This is a genomic window from Proteus sp. MB838 (assembly GCF_054767435.1).
Map to the genome: position 1 here is coordinate 46261 of NZ_BAABMO010000002.1, position 18340 is coordinate 64600.

Here is an 18340-nt window from a genome sequence, read left to right on the forward strand (position 1 = left end):
TTATCCTCTTGCGGCTAGCGCATTAACTCGATTAATGGTTTTACCGCTATAGATTGCGTGCATAGCAACTTCGGTATTGGCTTTCAAATCTTCTTGTCCGTGTAAACGCATTAATAAGGCGACATTGGCAGCGACGGATTCAGTGTGCGCGCGTTTACCTTGTCCTTGCAGTAAATTAGCCAATAATTGGCGATTAACCTCAGGTGTACCGCCTTCAAGATCACTTATCGCACAAGGACGCAGACCAAAATCACTTGGGGTTAATTGATAACGAGTGATTTCCCCATTGTGTAACTCAGCCACTTGTGTGGGAGCATGTAATGACACTTCATCCATTCCACCACTATGGACCACTGCCGCACGTTTGTAGCCCAAGACATTTAAGGTATCTGCAATAGGCATTAATAATTCAGGACTATAAACACCAATTAATGCTAAAGGCGGACGCGCTGGATTAATTAATGGGCCTAACACATTAAAGAGCGTGCGTGTTCTTAGCTGTTGGCGCACAGGGGCGGCAAAGCGAAAACCACTGTGATAAAGCGGCGCAAATAAAAAGCATAGTCCAATTTCATCTAACAATTGGCGGGCATCGTTGGCACTTTTATCTAGCGGAATACCAAATGCCGCTAATAAATCTGATGATCCTGAGCGACTAGACACGCTACGATTACCATGTTTAGCCACTTTTAGACCAATTTCTGCCGCGACAAACGCACTGGCTGTTGAAATATTGATGCTATTGGCTCCATCGCCGCCAGTACCCACAATATCGCAAAATAGATAATCTGGGCGTGGAAAAGGAGAGGCATTATCCAATAGGGCACGAGCCGCTCCGGCAATCTCTTGAGGGTGCTCACCACGCATTTTCATACTAATCAATACGGCTGCTAACTGTGATTCTGTTAATTCACCACGAATAATCGCACTAAACAGTGTTTGGCTCTCTTCTAAGCTTAATTGTTGTCCTGCAAATAATTTATTGAAGATAGTATCCATATTATGCGTCTCCTCTTGGTGCTTGTGCCCATGCAATGGTTTGTTGTAAAAGTTGTGCGCCTTTAGTGGTTAAAATTGATTCTGGATGAAACTGAAAACCACAAGTTCGATGTTGGCGATGGCGCACGGCCATCACGGTGTTATCACACCACGCATTGACGATAAGTTGCTCAGGTACAATTTCGCCAGAGAGTGAATGATAACGAGCGACGGGTAGAGGATTTGGCAGATGTTCAAACATCGCTTGCCCATCATGGGTGGCGAGCGTAGCTTTACCGTGTAAAATTTCTCCACAAGAAGAGACTTTACCGCCATAAGCTTCAATAATGGCTTGATGCCCTAAACAGATACCAATAATAGGCAATTTACCTAACATGCGATTAAGTAGCTCAGGCATACAACCCGCTTGTGATGGTGTACCAGGGCCGGGAGACAACATAAGAATAGGGTTATCTAACAGGTTTAATTGTTTTTCGATAAAAGAAGCACTGACATCATTGCGATAGATGATCACTTGATGATGTTGACTGCGTAAAAGGTCGACTAAGTTATAAGTAAAAGAGTCGATATTATCGAGTAGTAAGAGCGTCGCCATTAGCAAGCCTCCTGCATGTGAGTTTCAGCATGCGCCTGTAAAATGGCATTGATAACCGCTTGTGATTTATTGCGAGTTTCTTCTGCCTCCATTTTGGGATCAGAATCGAGCACAATACCAGCGCCCACTTGAATAGTTGCAATATCTTTTTCTACATAAGCAGAACGAATAACTATGCAAGTATCAAAATCACCGTTACCAGTAAAGTAGCCAATTGCACCGCCATAACTGCCTCGTTTGGTTTTTTCATATTGTGCAATCAGTTGCATAGCACTGACTTTCGGTGCTCCTGAGAGTGTCCCCATATTCATACAGGCTTGATAGGCATGAAAAATATCTAAGTCATGACGTAATGTTCCTACCACTCTTGATACTAAGTGCATAACAAAAGCGTAGCGATCTACTTTGGTTAATTCGGCGACATAACGGCTTCCAGCTTGGCAGATTCGCGCTAAATCGTTGCGTGCTAAATCAACCAACATAAGGTGTTCTGATAACTCTTTGGTATCTGTGCGCATTTCAAGCTCAATGCGGCTATCTAAATCAGCATTGATTGAGCCGTCGGCATTGCGACCTCTTGGGCGTGTACCTGCGATAGGATAAATTTCAATTTGGCGATCACTTGCTTGATATTTCAACGCACTTTCAGGTGACGCACCAAAAACGGTAAATAACGCATCTTGCATATAAAACAAATAGGGACTGGGGTTTTTTTGTTTCAAAACTTGATAGGCAGCCAGTGGTGAAGGGCAGTTAATTTGAAAACGGCGCGATGGAACAACTTGGAAAATATCGCCACGACGAATATAAGTTTTCATCGCTTCAACAATAGCACCATACTCTTCGTCATTCATATTGCTACTTACAACCGCTTGCTGAGGTGTTAATGGTTGACGTTGTGGTTGTTTTAAAGGTTGCTGTGCGAGTGCAACTAATTGTGCCTGACGGGTATCAAGACGCTGACACTCTTGTGGATTATCCGTAAAGGCAACGGAAATTAATTGGCTATGATGATGTTGATGGTCGATCACAATTAACTGTTCAGCTAAATAAAAACAGTAGTCAGGACAAGAAAAAACCGCTTCTAAATCAGGTAAGGATTCAAATCCGTTCACTAAGTCATAGGCAAATAACCCTCCCACAAAAACAGCATTGGCTTCTTTTGCGGTGCTATTTGCTAGGAAAAAACGTAAAACATCAAATACGCTAGCCGCTTTTAACTTGCTCTCTTCATCTTGTGGGAAAGATGATGATGCAAAAGTAAATACACATTGTTCCGCTCGCTCTACGGAGAGTGTGCTTTTTTCTTTTAGTGCGTTTTTTAATAACGCTAAGATATATTGGCCGTTGAGACTTAACGCATCGACAGTCACTTGATTTTTGTTTGCACTAATACGCAATGCACTATCAACGATTAACAAACTTTTTAAATTGGCTTTGGTATCAATTTGTGCGGATTCTAACAATAAGGTGTGATGACGATGTTCACACAACGTATTGAAAAGTAACGCCGGCTCGCTGTGATAAGGCAATGCCGTTACCTTAGTTGTTAATGGGAATGCAAGTGAAGTATTCATTATTATCGCTCTATTTTCTTTTTTCTGGTGCTGATAAGCACAAAATTGGCATATAAAAAAACCCGCGGTAGGCGGGTTTTAGATATCACTGATGCTAAGCAGGAGATCAAACCGCCCATAAAAGAGTTTTGCGCCACCACAGAGCAATAATATGTTGATTGATATTCATAAGATCTCCTTACAGCGGATGATAAGTTTATATTTAATAGACTAGCTCATGTTGTGTACTAGTAAACTGGATTATATTGGGTTCGTCAAGTACTTTATGGCATACTCTTAAAAATTCGTTGTATCACTGAGGATAAACAGGGAGAAGGAATGACTGAATTGCTATCTGATTTACGCGTGATTTATGATCTGCATAGCCATACTACTGCATCAGATGGCGAGCTCTCACCTGATGAATTAATCGATAGAGCCATTGAAAAACAAATTACGGTATTAGCGATAACCGATCACGATACTACTGCTGCTATCCAACCTGCCAAAAATTATATTGCAGAAAAAAGTTTACCTTTAACTTTGATATCAGGTGTCGAGATATCGACTTTGTGGGAGAATATAGAAATCCATATTGTTGGATTACAGATTGATATCGAACATCAAGCCATGACGACATGCCTAGCAAAACAGAGTCAATGCCGTGAAACTCGCGCTAAAATGATCGGCGAACGTTTAGCTAAAGCGGGTATTGCTGGGGCATGGGAAGGGGCAAGTGCCCTAGCGAAAGGCGGGCAAGTGACACGAGGACACTTTGCGCGTTTTTTGGTTAATGAAGGGCATGTGGCATCGGTCAATAAAGTATTTAAACGCTATTTAGCAAAAGGAAAAACAGGTTATGTACCGCCACAATGGTGCTCAATTGGTGACGCTGTCACGGCTATTCATCAAGCGGGGGGAGTTGCGGTATTGGCACATCCTGGTCGCTATGGTCTATCCTCTAAATGGTTAAAGCGATTAGTGCTTTATTTTAAACAACAAGGTGGTGATGCTATAGAAGTGGCACAATGCCAACAACCACCACAAGAGCGAGAACAACACGCAGCTTTAGCACAAGCTTATGATCTTAAAGCTTCGTTAGGTTCTGATTTTCATCGCCCTTGCTCGTGGATAGAGCTAGGACGTAATTTATGGTTACCCGCTAATGTTGAACCTGTATGGACATTATGGCAGGGATAACATCAAAAAGTCGTTGAGGGATATATGAGCCAACTTTTTTACATTCACCCTGATAATCCGCAGGCTCGTTTAATTGAACAAAGTGCGGATGTTTTACGCAAAGGCGGAGTGGTAATTTATCCAACAGATTCAGGCTATGCGATAGGTTGTTGTTTGGATAATAAAGATGCGATGACGCGTATTTGTCGAATTCGCCAACTCGATAAACATCATAATTTCACTCTAATGTGTCGAGATTTATCAGAAATTGCCACTTATGCCTATGTTGATAATGTTGTTTTCCGTTTAATTAAAAATAATACGCCTGGTAACTACACCTTTATTTTAAAAGCCACCAAAGATGTACCTAAGCGTTTAATGAATGATAAACGTAAAACAATTGGTTTACGTGTACCTTCTAATCCTATTGCGCTGGCATTATTGGAAAATATCGGTGAGCCATTAATGTCTACCAGCTTAATATTACCGGGTAATGATTTTGCAGAGTCAGATCCGGAAGAGATTAATGACTTATTGGGTAAACAGGTTGATTTAGTGATCCACGGCGGTTACTTGGGGCAAAAGCCAACCACGGTGATTGATTTAACAGAAGATAGCCCCGTTATTGTCCGTGAAGGAATGGGCGATATTACGCCTTTTCAATAACCTTTTAAATTTGGTAAATGCATCATAGGGGACTTATTATAGTGAGATAAAAGGTGAAGAGATTTATTGCTTGTGTTAAATTTACGCACTGCGATAAAGCCATTGGGCGCATCTTGTGGTTAGTGACATCAAGAAAGCTGTTTTTGAAGTAAACGGCATAGTAACGATGGAAGCCTAAGGCGTTATTTTATCAACACGATTTTATTTGTCATGCTCATTTTATTGTCACTTTGGCATGGCTTATCCCTGAATCAATAGACCTGTGTTTGTTAAACAGTTTAATAAACATGGGTTATTTTTTACCTGATTGATTTTAAAACTAATTTATTTTATGACGCCTGTGAAGGCGACACATGAGGTTGTTTCATGAGCGATAAATCGCAACGTACTGAAAAATTACAAAAAATTCTTGCTCGTTCTGGTCATGGTTCTCGACGTGAGATTGAAGGCTATCTTCAAGAAGGCCGTATCAGTATTGATGGCGTGAAGGCAAAATTAGGCGATCGTATTGATGCCAATTCTACAGCCAAAATCCGTTTAGATGGTCGTATATTAAGTATTCGCGAAGCACAAAAAGATGTTTGTCGAGTGTTAGCTTATTACAAGCCAGAAGGTGAGCTATGTACACGTAGTGATCCACAGGGCAGACCGACCGTATTCCAACGTCTTCCGCGTTTAAATAGTGCGCGTTGGATAGCCGTTGGTCGTCTTGATGTTAACACCAGTGGTTTATTACTCTTTACCACTGATGGTGAGTTAGCCAATCGCTTAATGCACCCAAGTCGTGAAGTTGAGCGTGAATATGCGGTACGTGTTTTTGGTGAAATTGATGATGCAAAAATTCGTCAATTGACTCGTGGGGTACAATTAGAAGATGGGCCGGCATCATTCCGTTCAGTTTCTTATCGCGGCGGTGAAGGCATTAACCAATGGTACAATGTATCGCTAACGGAAGGACGCAATCGAGAAGTCCGTCGTATGTGGGAAGCGGTAGGTGTGCAGGTTAGTCGCCTTATTCGTGTTCGTTATGGTGATATTGATTTGCCTAAAGGACTTCCACGTGGCGGATGGGTTGAGCTAGGCTTAAATCAAATTAACTATTTACGCCAGCTGGTGGAACTAAACGATGAGACAGTAACCAAAGTGGCTGTCGAAAAAGATCAGCGTCGAATTAAAGCAAATCAAATTCGTCGGGCGGTGAAACGCCATACCAAAATTTCTGCGCGTACTTCAACTTCACCGGCTAAGCGTGCCTCAAGCCGCCGCCAATCAGCGGGAAGTAAAAGCAAATAAACGAATAATTATTGATAAATTCAAATTAAATTTTCAGTTAGATACAGAAGTCTGCTAATTTTTAGCAGACTTCTTTTTTTGATAGCTTTATTTTTATAATAAATAAAACTATGATGCTTATATTAATACGATGATAAGCTGTTTCTATCATATTAATATTTTATTTGTATTTATTACGATAAGGTATACGCGATAATATGCATCGTTATATTTATTTAACAACAGTGTTGTGTATGAACTTTCTTAGTTTAGGCTGTGATGAGGCAACAACATCGACAACACAAACAGGCATTTTTTATATCAGTAACAATAACAATGTGCCGTTACAATTTAAAATTGATACTAATCATTTTTCGATTAATAAAGGTGAGGTAAAAAAAATAACATTAACCAATGGAGAGCATATATTAGAATCAAACTCAGGTGAAAAGAAAGTATTTATGGTTTACCCTGGAAATAATGGGGGGATTATTCATCCCTCTCAGGAAATATACTATAGCTTTACTTCCGTGTTTACTTCAGAAGAAAATAAAGAACACTTTTATTTAGATACGCGCTCTGTTTGGATCAATGGACAATTAATACATGGTGCCATTAATAGCACAGATGCTGTGTTTATCGACAACAATATCTTTCGTTGTGACATTCCATTAAATGAGCCTATTCCTCCTTATTTACCAGATTGGAAGAATTCTGGGGTAGGCAATGTATTGACTAAATGCTTCTCTCAAGAGGAGTTTCAAACGTTTTTAGCCAAATATCCTTATGGTATTCATTTCGATAATAATCACGATTTATTAACCAAACAAGCTAAGAAAGAACAGTTTAGTTGGATAAATGAAAAAGATACACGTACTGAGGATTTTAATCCTACACTGAGTGAAATAAATTTTAATAATAAAGAATTAGTCCAAGAAGCTAATACTATTTATGAAATAGTTTACTCGTATTTAGCGTCTCGTGATCCTGATAAGAAACAAGAGCTTTATAATATTTATCATCTGCATATCATGTCTATGGCATGGATTTATAGCCAACAAATACAAAATGATATACTGGATGATAAAGAAGCCTACTTTCAATTAATAAAAGAGACCGGAAGAATATTTGGTGCAGGTATATTAGGTGAACCGGTATTGATATAAATATATTACGGCAATCTGAACACATAATACGAGTTTATTATACGCATTTATTTTACCAATCAATTCCTTTTTGTGCTTTGATACCACTGTCAAACGCATGCTTAATAGGACGCATTTCCGTAACGGTGTCAGCTAATTCTATTAATTGTCTATGACAGCCTCGTCCTGTAATAATAACACTTTGATGATCAGGACGAGAAGTAATAGCCGCAACCACATCTTCAAGTGGTAGATAATGAAAACTGATCATATAAGTAAGTTCATCTAAGACAACTAAATCATAGTCAGGTGAATTGAGTAATTGCAGTGCATATTGCCAAGTATTTAAACAGGCTTGTGTATCGGCAGCTTTATCTTGAGTTTCCCATGTAAAACCGGTTTCCATAACATAGAAGGGAACGCCGGCTTGTTCTAAAAGATTACGTTCTCCATTTTCCCATGTCCCTTTAATAAATTGCACAACACCGACTTTTTTATGATGACCAACCGCACGTGTAGCGGTTCCCATGGCGGCGGTGGTTTTCCCTTTACCATTACCAGTAAAAATCATCAAAATGCCTTGTTCGCGTTGCGCCTGCGCAATTCGGGCATCAACTTTTTCTTTCAAACGTTGTTGGCGCTGTTGGTGTTGTGCATCACTCATAGGATAAACCTTATATTCTCAAGTTATTCAGCAGGTCCGGCTTTACGATCGGGTTGTGCATCTAAAGATTGACCACTCACTTCAATGCTGTCATCACTCATTAGATAGAGATATAACGGCATTAGATCTTTTGGCGTTTTAAGTTTTTGTGCATTTTCATCGGGGAAGGCACTTGCTCGCATACTGGTGCGTGTTCCACCCGGATTGATGCAGTTAATACGCAAGCTACTGTCTTTATATTCTTCATGTAACACTTGCATTAAGCCTTCTGTGGCAAATTTAGAGACAGAATAAGCCCCCCAACCATAACGGCCTTGGCGACCTACACTGGAGGTTGTCAAAATAAGGCTTGCATGAGGTGCCTTAAGCATTAGGGGGATTAAGGCTTTAGTCAACATAAAGGTTGCATTAACGTTGACTTGCATCACATCATGCCAAAGTGTACTTGGTTGGTTAATTATCGGCTCAACGACACCGAGTAGGCCGGCATTTTGTAATACACCGTCCAAATGAGGAAAACGTTTTACGATAGTATCAGCAAATTCCTGATAATCGTTCTCGCTTGCGGTGAGTAGATCTAAAGGGTAAAGCATCGGTTGTTGCCCGCCTGAAGTGATAATCTCATTTTGTACATCTTCAAGCTTAGATAAGGTACGTCCTAACAAGATTAATGTCGCACCATAGCGAGCATATGTGAGAGCAGCTTCTTTACCTATGCCATCACCAGCCCCCGTTACTAGAATTATTTTATCTCTTAATACAGTATGATCGGGTTGATATTGCAACATATTAATATCCTGTTTATTGAAAAATAAATAAAGTGTAACGTCTTATGTGCTTAAGAACCAGTTTAGCGACTCATTTTTAAAGTGATTAACGGCTAGTGATACAGATAATAACTGCCAGAATGGCGCCTTTGTTACTGGCATCAGCGTAAAATTTCGTTAAACTAGGTGCTATGATTTCACTGTGTTTTATTAACCTTAAAAGAGGCCTTTGTGGAGTATATTTTACAATATGGACTGTTTTTAGCTGAGATTGCGACAGTTGTTGTCGCTATTATTGCTATTGTTTCGTTTTTTGTGGTTATCGGTAGTAAAAAGCAACATCGAAAAGGCACATTAAAGGTGACTGATCTTGCTGAGTCTTACCACGATAAACAACGTGTTATGCAACAAGCCAAAATGGATGAGGCTGAATTAAAAGTGTGGCATAAAGCGTTTAAAAAACAACAAAAGAAAGAGCAAAAACTGAGTAAAAACAATGCTAAAGAAGGGCGCAAAGGCGTTGTTAAACCTTGTTTATATGTTATTGATTTTAAAGGTAGCATGGATGCCCATGAAGTTGGTGCATTACGTGAAGAGATAAGCGCTATCCTCTCTGTGGCACAAGCGGGTGATGAAGTACTGCTTCGTCTTGAAAGTCCTGGCGGTATGGTTCATGGTTATGGCCTAGCAGCAGCCCAGTTAACTCGTTTAAAAGATAAAGGGATCAAATTAACTGCAGTGGTCGATAAAGTCGCCGCCAGTGGGGGTTATATGATGGCCTGTGTCGCTGATAAAATTGTTGCGGCACCTTTTGCGATTATCGGCTCTATCGGTGTGGTCGCTCAAATACCCAATATTCATCGTTTATTAAAGAAAAATGACATTGATGTTGAGTTACATACTGCCGGTGAATATAAACGCACGCTAACCCTATTAGGGGAAAATACGGATGAAGGTCGTGAGAAATTTAAACAAGATCTCAATGAAACTCATCTGCTATTTAAGTCTTTCGTACATAAATATCGCCCTGAATTAGATATCGATAGTGTTGCAACCGGCGAGTATTGGTATGGAACGGATGCTGTAGATAAAGGGCTGATTGATGAAGTGGGGGTCAGCGATGATTGGCTCATTAGTCGTATTAATGATTTTGAAGTATTATCCGTTCAATATATCCTGAAGAAAAAAATGGTAGAACGAGTTACTGGTGGCGCAATGGAAAGCGTGGATAAATTAATGATGCGTTGGCTACAAAGGGGTAAAAACCCACTGTTATAAGCATTATCAAATAACGAGTTGCTATCAAATTAGCGATATTCAGCAGTTAGATGTAAGCTGAGTATCGCTATTTTTTTATTATTTATTCAGCGTTTTTCGAATAAAAAAAGCCAGTGAGGTACACACTGGCATAAAAATAATTGATAATTTTTAACAACAATCGGGCAATATTTCCTCTTTCTAGGAAGACTCAATATAGCGATAAAGAGAAAATAAATATAATTGATATTACATATTGAATTGATAGGCTCTGAAAATCTTCTCTATATCTTATATTGATAGTTAATAACCGATTTCTTGGCAATAAGTGCCAAAATAGTCAGCAAACATCATCACGCTAGATGGTATTTTTCAGATAACACATGTGCTAAATGTTTAAACATATTGAATGCAGCGGTACTTTTAGCCGTGGGTAAGCCCTGTTCATCTAAAAAAAATTCGCCTTTAAATACCAGTACATTGCCTTTTTGTTCAACAGAATCTGCGTACATACCTTGTAAATAGTCTTCATGTTCACGTATGATTTTATTCGCTTTTTCAAGTAGCATCTCTGCGGAAATAGGTGTAGTTTGTGTCGACATCATTTATGCTCCTTAGAAAAATAATTTGTTGCGCCTCGCTTTTTATCAGGTAGAGTGTGGCATTTTTAAAAGCTTAGCTACTCTATATACATAGACATCGCTATGTTTTAGACCTGAATCAGTGATGAGGTGATTAAAATACCTCAAAAAAAAGTAACGTGTTTTGCGTTTAAACAAAAGCTTTGAATAAAAACAGGTTGATATATTGCAAAACTAACGCAATATAAAAAGAGATTTCAAAAGTTTTCTGAGCTGAGGGTATTAAACAATACCGTCATGACAAAGTTTAATTAGGTAAAGGTAATTATGGGTAAAGCTCTTGTTATCGTGGAGTCCCCGGCTAAAGCCAAAGCAATCAATAAATATCTTGGCAATGACTACGTAGTAAAATCTAGCGTGGGTCACATTCGTGATTTGCCAAAAAGTGGTTCTGGCAGCCAGAAGAGCGAAAACTCATCCGCCACGAAAGGCGTGAAAAAGGTTAAAAAGGATGAGAAATCAGCCTTAGTCAGCCGTATGGGTGTCGATCCTTATAATGGTTGGCATGCAAACTACCAAATTCTGCCGGGTAAAGAGAAGGTAGTCGCTGAACTAAAAGCATTGGCTGAAAAAGCAGATCATATCTATCTCGCAACGGACCTTGACCGCGAAGGAGAAGCTATCGCGTGGCATTTACGCGAAGTGATCGGCGGTGAAGATGATAGATTTAGTCGTGTCGTGTTTAATGAAATTACGAAAAATGCCATTACACAAGCATTCCAAACACCGGGTGAGCTGAATATTGACCGTGTTAACGCGCAACAAGCACGTCGTTTTATGGATCGTGTGGTTGGCTATATGGTTTCTCCGCTGTTATGGAAAAAAGTGGCGCGTGGTTTATCTGCGGGGCGTGTACAGTCAGTTGCGGTACGCCTACTCGTCGAGCGTGAACGTGAAATTAAAGCATTTGTGCCAGAAGAGTATTGGCAATTACACGCTTCACTGCTGACACCCGATGAACAACCCTTGCGTATGGAAGTGACGCACTATCAAGATAATGCCTTTAAACCAGTCTCCTCTGAGGAAGCTCAGGTGGCGGTTAAGGCGTTACAGAATGCCACTTTCATCGTTAAAAACCGTGAAGATAGACCAACATCCAGTAAACCAAGTGCACCTTTGATCACCTCTACATTGCAACAAGCGGCAAGTACTCGCTTAAGCTTTGGGGTGAAAAAGACCATGATGTTGGCTCAACGTCTTTATGAAGCAGGTTATATCACCTATATGCGTACTGACTCTACCAACCTGAGTCAGGATGCAATCCAAATGGCACGTGATTATATTCACGATAAATTTGGTGCAAAATATCTGCCTAAAGAGCCGAATGTTTATTCAAGTAAAGAGAACTCACAAGAAGCGCACGAAGCTATTCGTCCTTCTGATATCAATGTGACGGCTGAATCTTTAAAAGATATGGATAGCGACGCGAAGCGTTTATATCAACTGATTTGGGATCAATTTGTCGCCTGTCAAATGACACCGGCAAAATATGACTCAACCACACTTACGGTTGCATCAGGGGATTATAAACTACGCGCTAAAGGTCGCACATTACGTTTTGCGGGTTGGATAAAAGTCATGCCAGCAATGCGCAGTAAAGATGAAGATAAAACATTACCAGCGGTTGATGTAGGGGCGCAATTAGCGTTAGCTGAGTTATCGCCAACGCAACACTTTACTAAGCCACCAGCGCGTTTTAGTGAAGCTACATTAGTTAAAGAACTAGAAAAACGAGGTATTGGTCGACCTTCAACTTATGCTTCAATTATCTCTACCATTCAAGATAGAGGTTATGTCAAAGTTGAAAATCGCCGTTTCTATGCAGAAAAAATGGGTGAGATTGTTACCGATCGCTTAGAAGAAAACTTTAGTGATTTGATGAACTACGATTTCACGGCTCAAATGGAAGATCATCTCGACCATGTTGCCAACAACCAAGAAAACTGGAAAGCGGTATTAGATGCATTCTTCACAGATTTTAGTCAGCAACTAGAAGTCGCTGAAAAAGATCCAGAAGAAGGAGGAATGCGACCTAACCCTATGGTTATTACTTCTATTGAATGTCCTACTTGTTCTCGTCATATGGGAATTAGAACAGCGACGACAGGGGTATTCTTAGGGTGCTCGGGCTATGCTTTACCACCAAAAGAGCGTTGTAAACAAACGATAAATCTTATTCCTGAAGATGAATTACTTAATATCTTGGAAGGAGATGATGCGGAAACTAATGCATTACGTGCCCGTCGTCGTTGTCCGAAATGCGGTACGGCAATGGACAGTTATCTTATTGATACTCATCGTAAATTACATGTTTGTGGTAATAATCCTGCATGTGATGGTTATGAAGTTGAAGAAGGTGAATTCCGCTTAAAAGGTTATGAAGGCCCAGTGATTGAGTGTGATAAATGTGGCGCTGAAATGCATCTAAAAATGGGGCGTTTTGGCAAGTACATGGGTTGCACCAATGAAGAGTGTAAAAATACACGTAAGATCTTAAAGAGTGGTGAAATTGCACCACCAAAAGAAGATCCGGTTCCACTACCTGAGTTGCCTTGTGAAAAATCGGATGCTTACTTTGTGTTACGTGATGGCGCGGCGGGTATTTTCCTTGCGGCCAATACGTTCCCTAAATCAAGGGAAACCCGTGCACCGAAAGTGGCTGAGTTAGTACGTTTTAAAGATAGATTATCGGAAAAAATGCGCTACTTAGCACAAGCACCTGTAACCGATCCTGAAGGGAATCCAACCATAGTACGTTTTAGTCGTAAAACTAAACAGCAATATGTCTCTTCTGAAAAAGAGGGGAAAGCAACAGGTTGGTCAGCCTTTTATATTGATGGCAAATGGGTTGAAAAAAGTAAATAATATCGATAGTTATTGATATTTTAAGATAAAAAAGCGACTTACTGACATAAGTCGCTTTTTTTGCATTAAGACGATATGCTAATTAACGTACATTGAAACAGTATTAATGGTGAGTCTCTATTTGTTGTTATCGACGACTTTATGCTGAGCATAAATAATAAGAGGAAGATACTATGAAACTGATACCTTTGTTACTCTCTGGACTACTCTTTACATCGGTTGCCAGTGCGGCGAGCTTAGATGTTACGTTAAAAGAAGCCTTACCTACAGGGGCGGGTGATGATATTGGTGTTGTCACTATTACCGAAACCGATTATGGGCTATTATTTACGCCAAAACTTACTGGGTTAACACCGGGTGTTCATGGTTTTCATATCCATGCTAATGGCTCTTGTGAGCCAGATATGAAAGATGGAAAACTTGTTCCAGCATTAAAAGCGGGTGGTCATCTTGATCCTGAAAATAAAGGTGTTCACTTAGGGCCTTATAACAAAGAAGGGCATTTAGGTGATCTACCTGGTTTGGTTGCCAATAGTAAAGGTGACGCTGATTATGCCGTTCTTGCTCCTAGATTGACTAAGCTTGATCAAATTAAAGATAAAGCCTTAATGGTTCACGTTGGGGGAGATAACTACTCAGATAACCCAGAAGCGCTTGGCGGTGGTGGTGCTAGAATGGCATGTGGTGTGATTAAATAATTCATTTATTTATAATCCAAAAGCTATCTGATGATGGCTTTTGGGTTAATGGTTATACTCACTAAAATAGTGCATAGTTTTATCCCATCGCAATGTGATGAAATCACATTTAATGTTGATTAAAAAACGACTGCTTTAAGCGGTTTTTCTTATGTGTTTTTTTGGTGTTAACTATATCATTTTTTCTTTTTCTATTTTCCCCGTCATTTTCTACTATTACTTATTTGATTAATTATTTATAAAAAATAATATATCTAACATAATATGAATCTTTATTTATTTCATTTCTCCTTATTTATGCAATCCGAATTTTATCATTATTCATAAAATGAATATAAAAAGCCCAAAAGAAGATTAAAAAATAGACATATTATATAAGCTAAATAAAATAAATGGCTTATTTAGAATTATATTTTAATTAAACCAATCTTATTAGCTAAATATATTGATAAAATTGAGTTATTTAAAGTGGCAAGGTAATGAAATTGAATGTGATTAATTTTTAACTGTTAAAAATCAATGTATTATGAACTATTTTTTGAGCTTTCCATATTGGAAACAAAATATATTTTACTGTACCCAGTATTTATTGGGTTATGAGTAATTTGTTTGTTTATTGCTCATATTTTATATTGACAAACACTTTTTATGATTATTTATGTAGCATGATATAGTGATATTTCAATTATTTTACGCAAAGTGACTTATGCTAGAGAGATACTAAATATGGGAGCTGTTTACAGTTTATTAATAAGCTTTTATTATCCTTTATTCAAGTCTTATTGTACGCACTGGCTAAGATAGCGGATATAACGGACGAAGTGTTTTTAGTGTAATCGTTTAGTTTAATTTGTTATTTTTGATAAAAGGATATTGTTATGCCAACACCTTGCTATATTTCCATTGAAGGGAAAACACAAGGTAACATCACGGCAGATCCTGTCAGTAATATATTACCCACATTATTGATGCCAGAAGGCATAACGGCGATGAAAAGGTTCAAATATGCTAATGACAATGATTAAATTATTTGTTCTTATCCCTTATCTATTGTTAGGTGGTTGTAGTGGGCTTATCAATATATATCTTGATAATAAATTTCCCGTCAATATGAATAATGATGGCAAAAAAATCACGGTTTATTCAACTATTTCACCTGAAACAGCAGTGGAAGTTATTGGTACTTATACGTCAAATAAGTGTGAACGTTCTCATTTTAATGCTTCTTATACTAAAGTCACTTATTCCTCTTTAACGCAACAAGTGGAAGCAGAGCGTAAAATAGCAGAGGATAATAAAACCGCAACCTATATCGTGCCTATTGATGGAGGGGGATGGTGTAATTGGAAGCTAGTAGAAATAGATATAGCCCCAGTCTCTACTATTTATAAAAGTTATATGGTTTTTAGTAAGGTTATTCCAATTACCGATAATAAGCATTCAAAAATAGAACTGTTTGCTACATTAGCTCCTGTAATGTTAGAAGACAAGAATGAGCAATCGATCTATTATTCATCATCGAGCACGGAAGGTGAGAAAAAACTATCTAATAAATCAAATGGAGAAATCTATTTTAATTATAAAGTTGAACCTAAATTAACCACGACTATCATCTTAAATGATAAAAAAACTATTTTTCCTAACGGTAATATTAAAACACTGAGCGGTTCGACTTATAGTAAAATGATTGGTTTTAATGAAATAATCGAGAATAGTGATGAAAAGGCGTTTGCTTCTTTTGTTCGATATATTGATTGATTAATCTGTTTGGGGGAGTAAGTAGTTTTTTCTGTCTAAAGTGTAAGAAGGGATATGCGATTGCGATTTTAAGCAGGTGAACGGAGTTGAATGGGGATTAACTATGCTAATGACAATGATTAAATTATTTGTTCTTATTCCTTATCTATTGTTAGGTGGTTGTAGTGGGCTTATCAATATATATCTTGATAATAAATTCCCCGTCAATATGAATAATGATGGCAAAAAAATCACGGTTTATTCAACTATTTCCCCTGAAACAGCAGTGGAAGTTATTGGTACTTATACGTCAAATAAGTGTGAACGTTCTCATTTTAATGCTTCTTATACTAAAGTCACTTATTCCTCTTTAACGCAACAAGTGGAAGCAGAGCGTAAAATAGCAGAGGATAATAAAACCGCAACCTATATCGTGCCTATTGATGGAGGGGGATGGTGTAATTGGAAGCTAGTAGAAATAGATATAGCCCCAGTCTCTACTATTTATAAAAGTTATATGGTTTTTAGTAAGGTTATTCCAATTACCGATAATAAGCATTCAAAAATAGAACTGTTTGCTACATTAGCTCCTGTAATGTTAGAAGACAAGAATGAGCAATCGATCTATTATTCATCATCGAGCACGGAAGGTGAGAAAAAACTATCTAATAAATCAAATGGAGAAATCTATTTTAATTATAAAGTTGAACCTAAATTAACCACGACTATCATCTCAAATGATAAAAAAGCTATTTTCCCTAACGGTAATATTAAAACACTGAGTGGTTCGACTTATAGTAAAATGATTGGTTTTAATGAAATAATCGAGAATAGTGATGAAAAAGCGTTTACTTCTTTTGTTCGATATATTGATTAATCAATAGGTTACTATCTAGTTCAACTATTTAATTTAACTATGCAATCTTATAGATTTATTTGATATGAGCTAACCTTCGATGGTGATCATCTTCTATGTATGTACATTACGTTAAATATGATTCTGTTGCTCCTGACCGTTTACTGTACTTTCCAACGCTTACTAGGCAATAGTACAGTGGTTTTAACAGCAAATCGAATCAGTAAATTGTTATTATCACAATACAATCAAGACCATCCAGAGACAGCAAGATTTCTACCGATTTTTATAGCTTATAACTATTCGATATAATAAAACCTAAATAACCTTATTAATTACGTTAGACCGAAATGAAATAAGTGATATAGTGGTTATATATTGCTTATTTATTATTCTTTTTAGTTATATGAATATGAGCGGAATAACAGAATAATAAGTCTTTTGTAAAGGGATCGTGCTTCTATGAAATTACAACAGTTGCGTTATATCGTTGAAGTGGTGAATAACGATTTAAACGTCTCAACGACAGCAGAGCGTTTATATACCTCTCAGCCGGGGATCAGTAAACAAATTCGTATGCTAGAAGATGAGTTGGGTATACAAATATTCTCTCGCAGTGGTAAGCACTTAACACATGTGACGCCAGCGGGGGAAGAAATTGTCAGATTATCTCGTGAGATATTATCCAAAACAGAAGCTATCCGTTCGGCTGCAGGGGAACACACTTATCCTGATCGCGGTTCGCTTTCTATTGCCACCACTCATACACAAGCGCGTTATGTTTTACCCCCAGTGATTAAAGGTTTTATAGAACGTTATCCCGAAGTGTCATTACATATGAATCAGGGTTCACCGACACAAATTGCAGAAGATGTTTGCCGTGGTAAAAGTGATTTTGCTATAGCGACAGAATCACTACATCTGTATAACGATTTAGTGATGTTACCTTGTTATCGTTGGAATCGTATTGTGGTGGTAACTAAAGATCACCCATTGGCGCAAAAGCGTGAAGTTACCTTACAAGAGCTTGCAACTTACGATATCGTTACTTATACCCATGGTTTTACTGGGCGCTCTGATCTTGACGAAGCCTTTGGTAAAGTGGGTTTAAAGCCTAAAATTGTTTTTACTGCAACGGATGTGGATGTAATAAAAACTTATGTCAGGCTACACTTAGGTATTGGTGTGATTGCGAGTATGGCATTTGATCCGATGCTTGATAGCGATTTAGTCGCTATTGATATGCGTGATAAATTTAGTTATAGCACCACAAAAATTGCATTTCGACGTAGTGGTTTTTTACGCGGTTATATGTATGACTTTATGTGGCGTTTTGCCCCACATCTAACACGTAATTTGGTGGAACAAGCGACAGCTTTACGCACCAATGAAGAAATTGAAGAGTTATTTAAAGATATCGAGTTACCTTTAGTTTAATACGCA

General features: G+C 38.3%; 14 protein-coding genes and 2 pseudogenes. 11 read left to right on the top strand and 5 right to left on the bottom strand.

Annotated features, from left to right (window positions below; genetic code table 11):
* Nucleotides 1–1594: pseudogene (gene trpD / locus ACYUCW_RS01100) on the bottom strand (bifunctional anthranilate synthase glutamate amidotransferase component TrpG/anthranilate phosphoribosyltransferase TrpD).
* Nucleotides 1594–3171: an anthranilate synthase component 1 gene (locus ACYUCW_RS01105; protein ID WP_036918383.1), complete on the bottom strand. Its 1578-nt coding sequence runs from the start codon at nt 3169–3171 to the stop codon at nt 1594–1596. Before ACYUCW_RS01105 ends, trpD begins: the two are co-directional and overlap by 1 nt.
* Before the next feature lie 318 nt (nt 3172–3489).
* Between ACYUCW_RS01105 and rnm the strand changes: the two genes are divergently transcribed.
* From rnm to ACYUCW_RS01125, 4 genes are all read left to right on the top strand, one after another.
* Complete coding sequence (gene rnm, locus ACYUCW_RS01110) at nt 3490–4350, top strand: RNase RNM (RefSeq protein WP_004243058.1); 861 nt, start codon at nt 3490–3492, stop codon at nt 4348–4350.
* 24 nt (nt 4351–4374) lie between these two features.
* Nucleotides 4375–4995 carry an L-threonylcarbamoyladenylate synthase gene (locus ACYUCW_RS01115; protein ID WP_004243057.1) on the top strand — a complete coding sequence of 207 codons (621 nt, stop codon included), beginning with the start codon at nt 4375–4377 and terminating at the stop codon, nt 4993–4995.
* A gap of 366 nt (nt 4996–5361) precedes the next feature.
* Nucleotides 5362–6288: a 23S rRNA pseudouridine(2605) synthase RluB gene (rluB, locus tag ACYUCW_RS01120; protein ID WP_004243055.1), complete on the top strand. Its 927-nt coding sequence runs from the start codon at nt 5362–5364 to the stop codon at nt 6286–6288.
* Nucleotides 6289–6521: 233 nt separating this feature from the next.
* The gene (locus ACYUCW_RS01125; RefSeq protein WP_460408094.1) at nt 6522–7433 is read left to right on the top strand and encodes a hypothetical protein; all 912 of its coding nucleotides are present in this window, start codon (nt 6522–6524) and stop codon (nt 7431–7433) included.
* Between the two features lie 52 nt (nt 7434–7485).
* Here the strand turns inward: ACYUCW_RS01125 and cobO are convergent, their stop codons facing one another.
* On the bottom strand, nt 7486–8076 hold the full coding sequence (gene cobO, locus ACYUCW_RS01130; RefSeq protein ID WP_004243052.1) for a cob(I)yrinic acid a,c-diamide adenosyltransferase: 591 nt from the start codon (nt 8074–8076) through the stop codon (nt 7486–7488).
* Nucleotides 8077–8099: 23 nt separating this feature from the next.
* Nucleotides 8100–8861 (bottom strand): YciK family oxidoreductase, encoded by a 762-nt coding sequence (locus ACYUCW_RS01135; RefSeq protein WP_026090429.1) that lies wholly within the window; start codon nt 8859–8861, stop codon nt 8100–8102.
* A gap of 213 nt (nt 8862–9074) precedes the next feature.
* Here ACYUCW_RS01135 and sohB point away from each other — a divergent pair, with 213 nt between their 5' ends.
* Nucleotides 9075–10121 (top strand): protease SohB, encoded by a 1047-nt coding sequence (gene sohB, locus ACYUCW_RS01140; protein WP_004243049.1) that lies wholly within the window; start codon nt 9075–9077, stop codon nt 10119–10121.
* Between the two features lie 332 nt (nt 10122–10453).
* Here the strand turns inward: sohB and ACYUCW_RS01145 are convergent, their stop codons facing one another.
* Nucleotides 10454–10702, bottom strand: a complete 249-nt coding sequence (locus ACYUCW_RS01145) for a YciN family protein (protein ID WP_036896103.1) — start codon at nt 10700–10702, stop codon at nt 10454–10456.
* A 306-nt stretch (nt 10703–11008) separates the two neighbouring features.
* Here ACYUCW_RS01145 and topA point away from each other — a divergent pair, with 306 nt between their 5' ends.
* From topA to cysB, 6 genes and pseudogenes are all read left to right on the top strand, one after another.
* Nucleotides 11009–13606: a type I DNA topoisomerase gene (gene topA / locus ACYUCW_RS01150; protein WP_460408097.1), complete on the top strand. Its 2598-nt coding sequence runs from the start codon at nt 11009–11011 to the stop codon at nt 13604–13606.
* Nucleotides 13607–13779: 173 nt separating this feature from the next.
* Nucleotides 13780–14304: a superoxide dismutase family protein gene (gene sodC / locus ACYUCW_RS01155; RefSeq protein WP_163748621.1), complete on the top strand. Its 525-nt coding sequence runs from the start codon at nt 13780–13782 to the stop codon at nt 14302–14304.
* Between the two features lie 878 nt (nt 14305–15182).
* Nucleotides 15183–15257: pseudogene (locus ACYUCW_RS01160) on the top strand (hypothetical protein); the annotation flags it as partial.
* A gap of 52 nt (nt 15258–15309) precedes the next feature.
* Complete coding sequence (locus ACYUCW_RS01165) at nt 15310–16062, top strand: hypothetical protein (RefSeq protein ID WP_104731654.1); 753 nt, start codon at nt 15310–15312, stop codon at nt 16060–16062.
* Nucleotides 16063–16165: 103 nt separating this feature from the next.
* The gene (locus ACYUCW_RS01170) at nt 16166–16918 is read left to right on the top strand and encodes a hypothetical protein (RefSeq protein ID WP_196549065.1); all 753 of its coding nucleotides are present in this window, start codon (nt 16166–16168) and stop codon (nt 16916–16918) included.
* 441 nt (nt 16919–17359) lie between these two features.
* Nucleotides 17360–18334: an HTH-type transcriptional regulator CysB gene (gene cysB, locus ACYUCW_RS01175; RefSeq protein ID WP_460408099.1), complete on the top strand. Its 975-nt coding sequence runs from the start codon at nt 17360–17362 to the stop codon at nt 18332–18334.
* The last annotated feature ends 6 nt before the right edge of the window (nt 18335–18340 follow it).

Coding starts and splice junctions, on each gene's coding strand:
- ACYUCW_RS01105 (WP_036918383.1), bottom strand. CDS start 3,171: ATGAATACTTCACTTGCATTCCCATTAACAACTAAGGTAACGGCATTG.
- rnm (WP_004243058.1), top strand. CDS start 3,490: ATGACTGAATTGCTATCTGATTTACGCGTGATTTATGATCTGCATAGC.
- ACYUCW_RS01115 (WP_004243057.1), top strand. CDS start 4,375: ATGAGCCAACTTTTTTACATTCACCCTGATAATCCGCAGGCTCGTTTA.
- rluB (WP_004243055.1), top strand. CDS start 5,362: ATGAGCGATAAATCGCAACGTACTGAAAAATTACAAAAAATTCTTGCT.
- ACYUCW_RS01125 (WP_460408094.1), top strand. CDS start 6,522: ATGAACTTTCTTAGTTTAGGCTGTGATGAGGCAACAACATCGACAACA.
- cobO (WP_004243052.1), bottom strand. CDS start 8,076: ATGAGTGATGCACAACACCAACAGCGCCAACAACGTTTGAAAGAAAAA.
- ACYUCW_RS01145 (WP_036896103.1), bottom strand. CDS start 10,702: ATGTCGACACAAACTACACCTATTTCCGCAGAGATGCTACTTGAAAAA.
- topA (WP_460408097.1), top strand. CDS start 11,009: ATGGGTAAAGCTCTTGTTATCGTGGAGTCCCCGGCTAAAGCCAAAGCA.
- sodC (WP_163748621.1), top strand. CDS start 13,780: ATGAAACTGATACCTTTGTTACTCTCTGGACTACTCTTTACATCGGTT.
- ACYUCW_RS01165 (WP_104731654.1), top strand. CDS start 15,310: ATGCTAATGACAATGATTAAATTATTTGTTCTTATCCCTTATCTATTG.
- ACYUCW_RS01170 (WP_196549065.1), top strand. CDS start 16,166: ATGCTAATGACAATGATTAAATTATTTGTTCTTATTCCTTATCTATTG.
- cysB (WP_460408099.1), top strand. CDS start 17,360: ATGAAATTACAACAGTTGCGTTATATCGTTGAAGTGGTGAATAACGAT.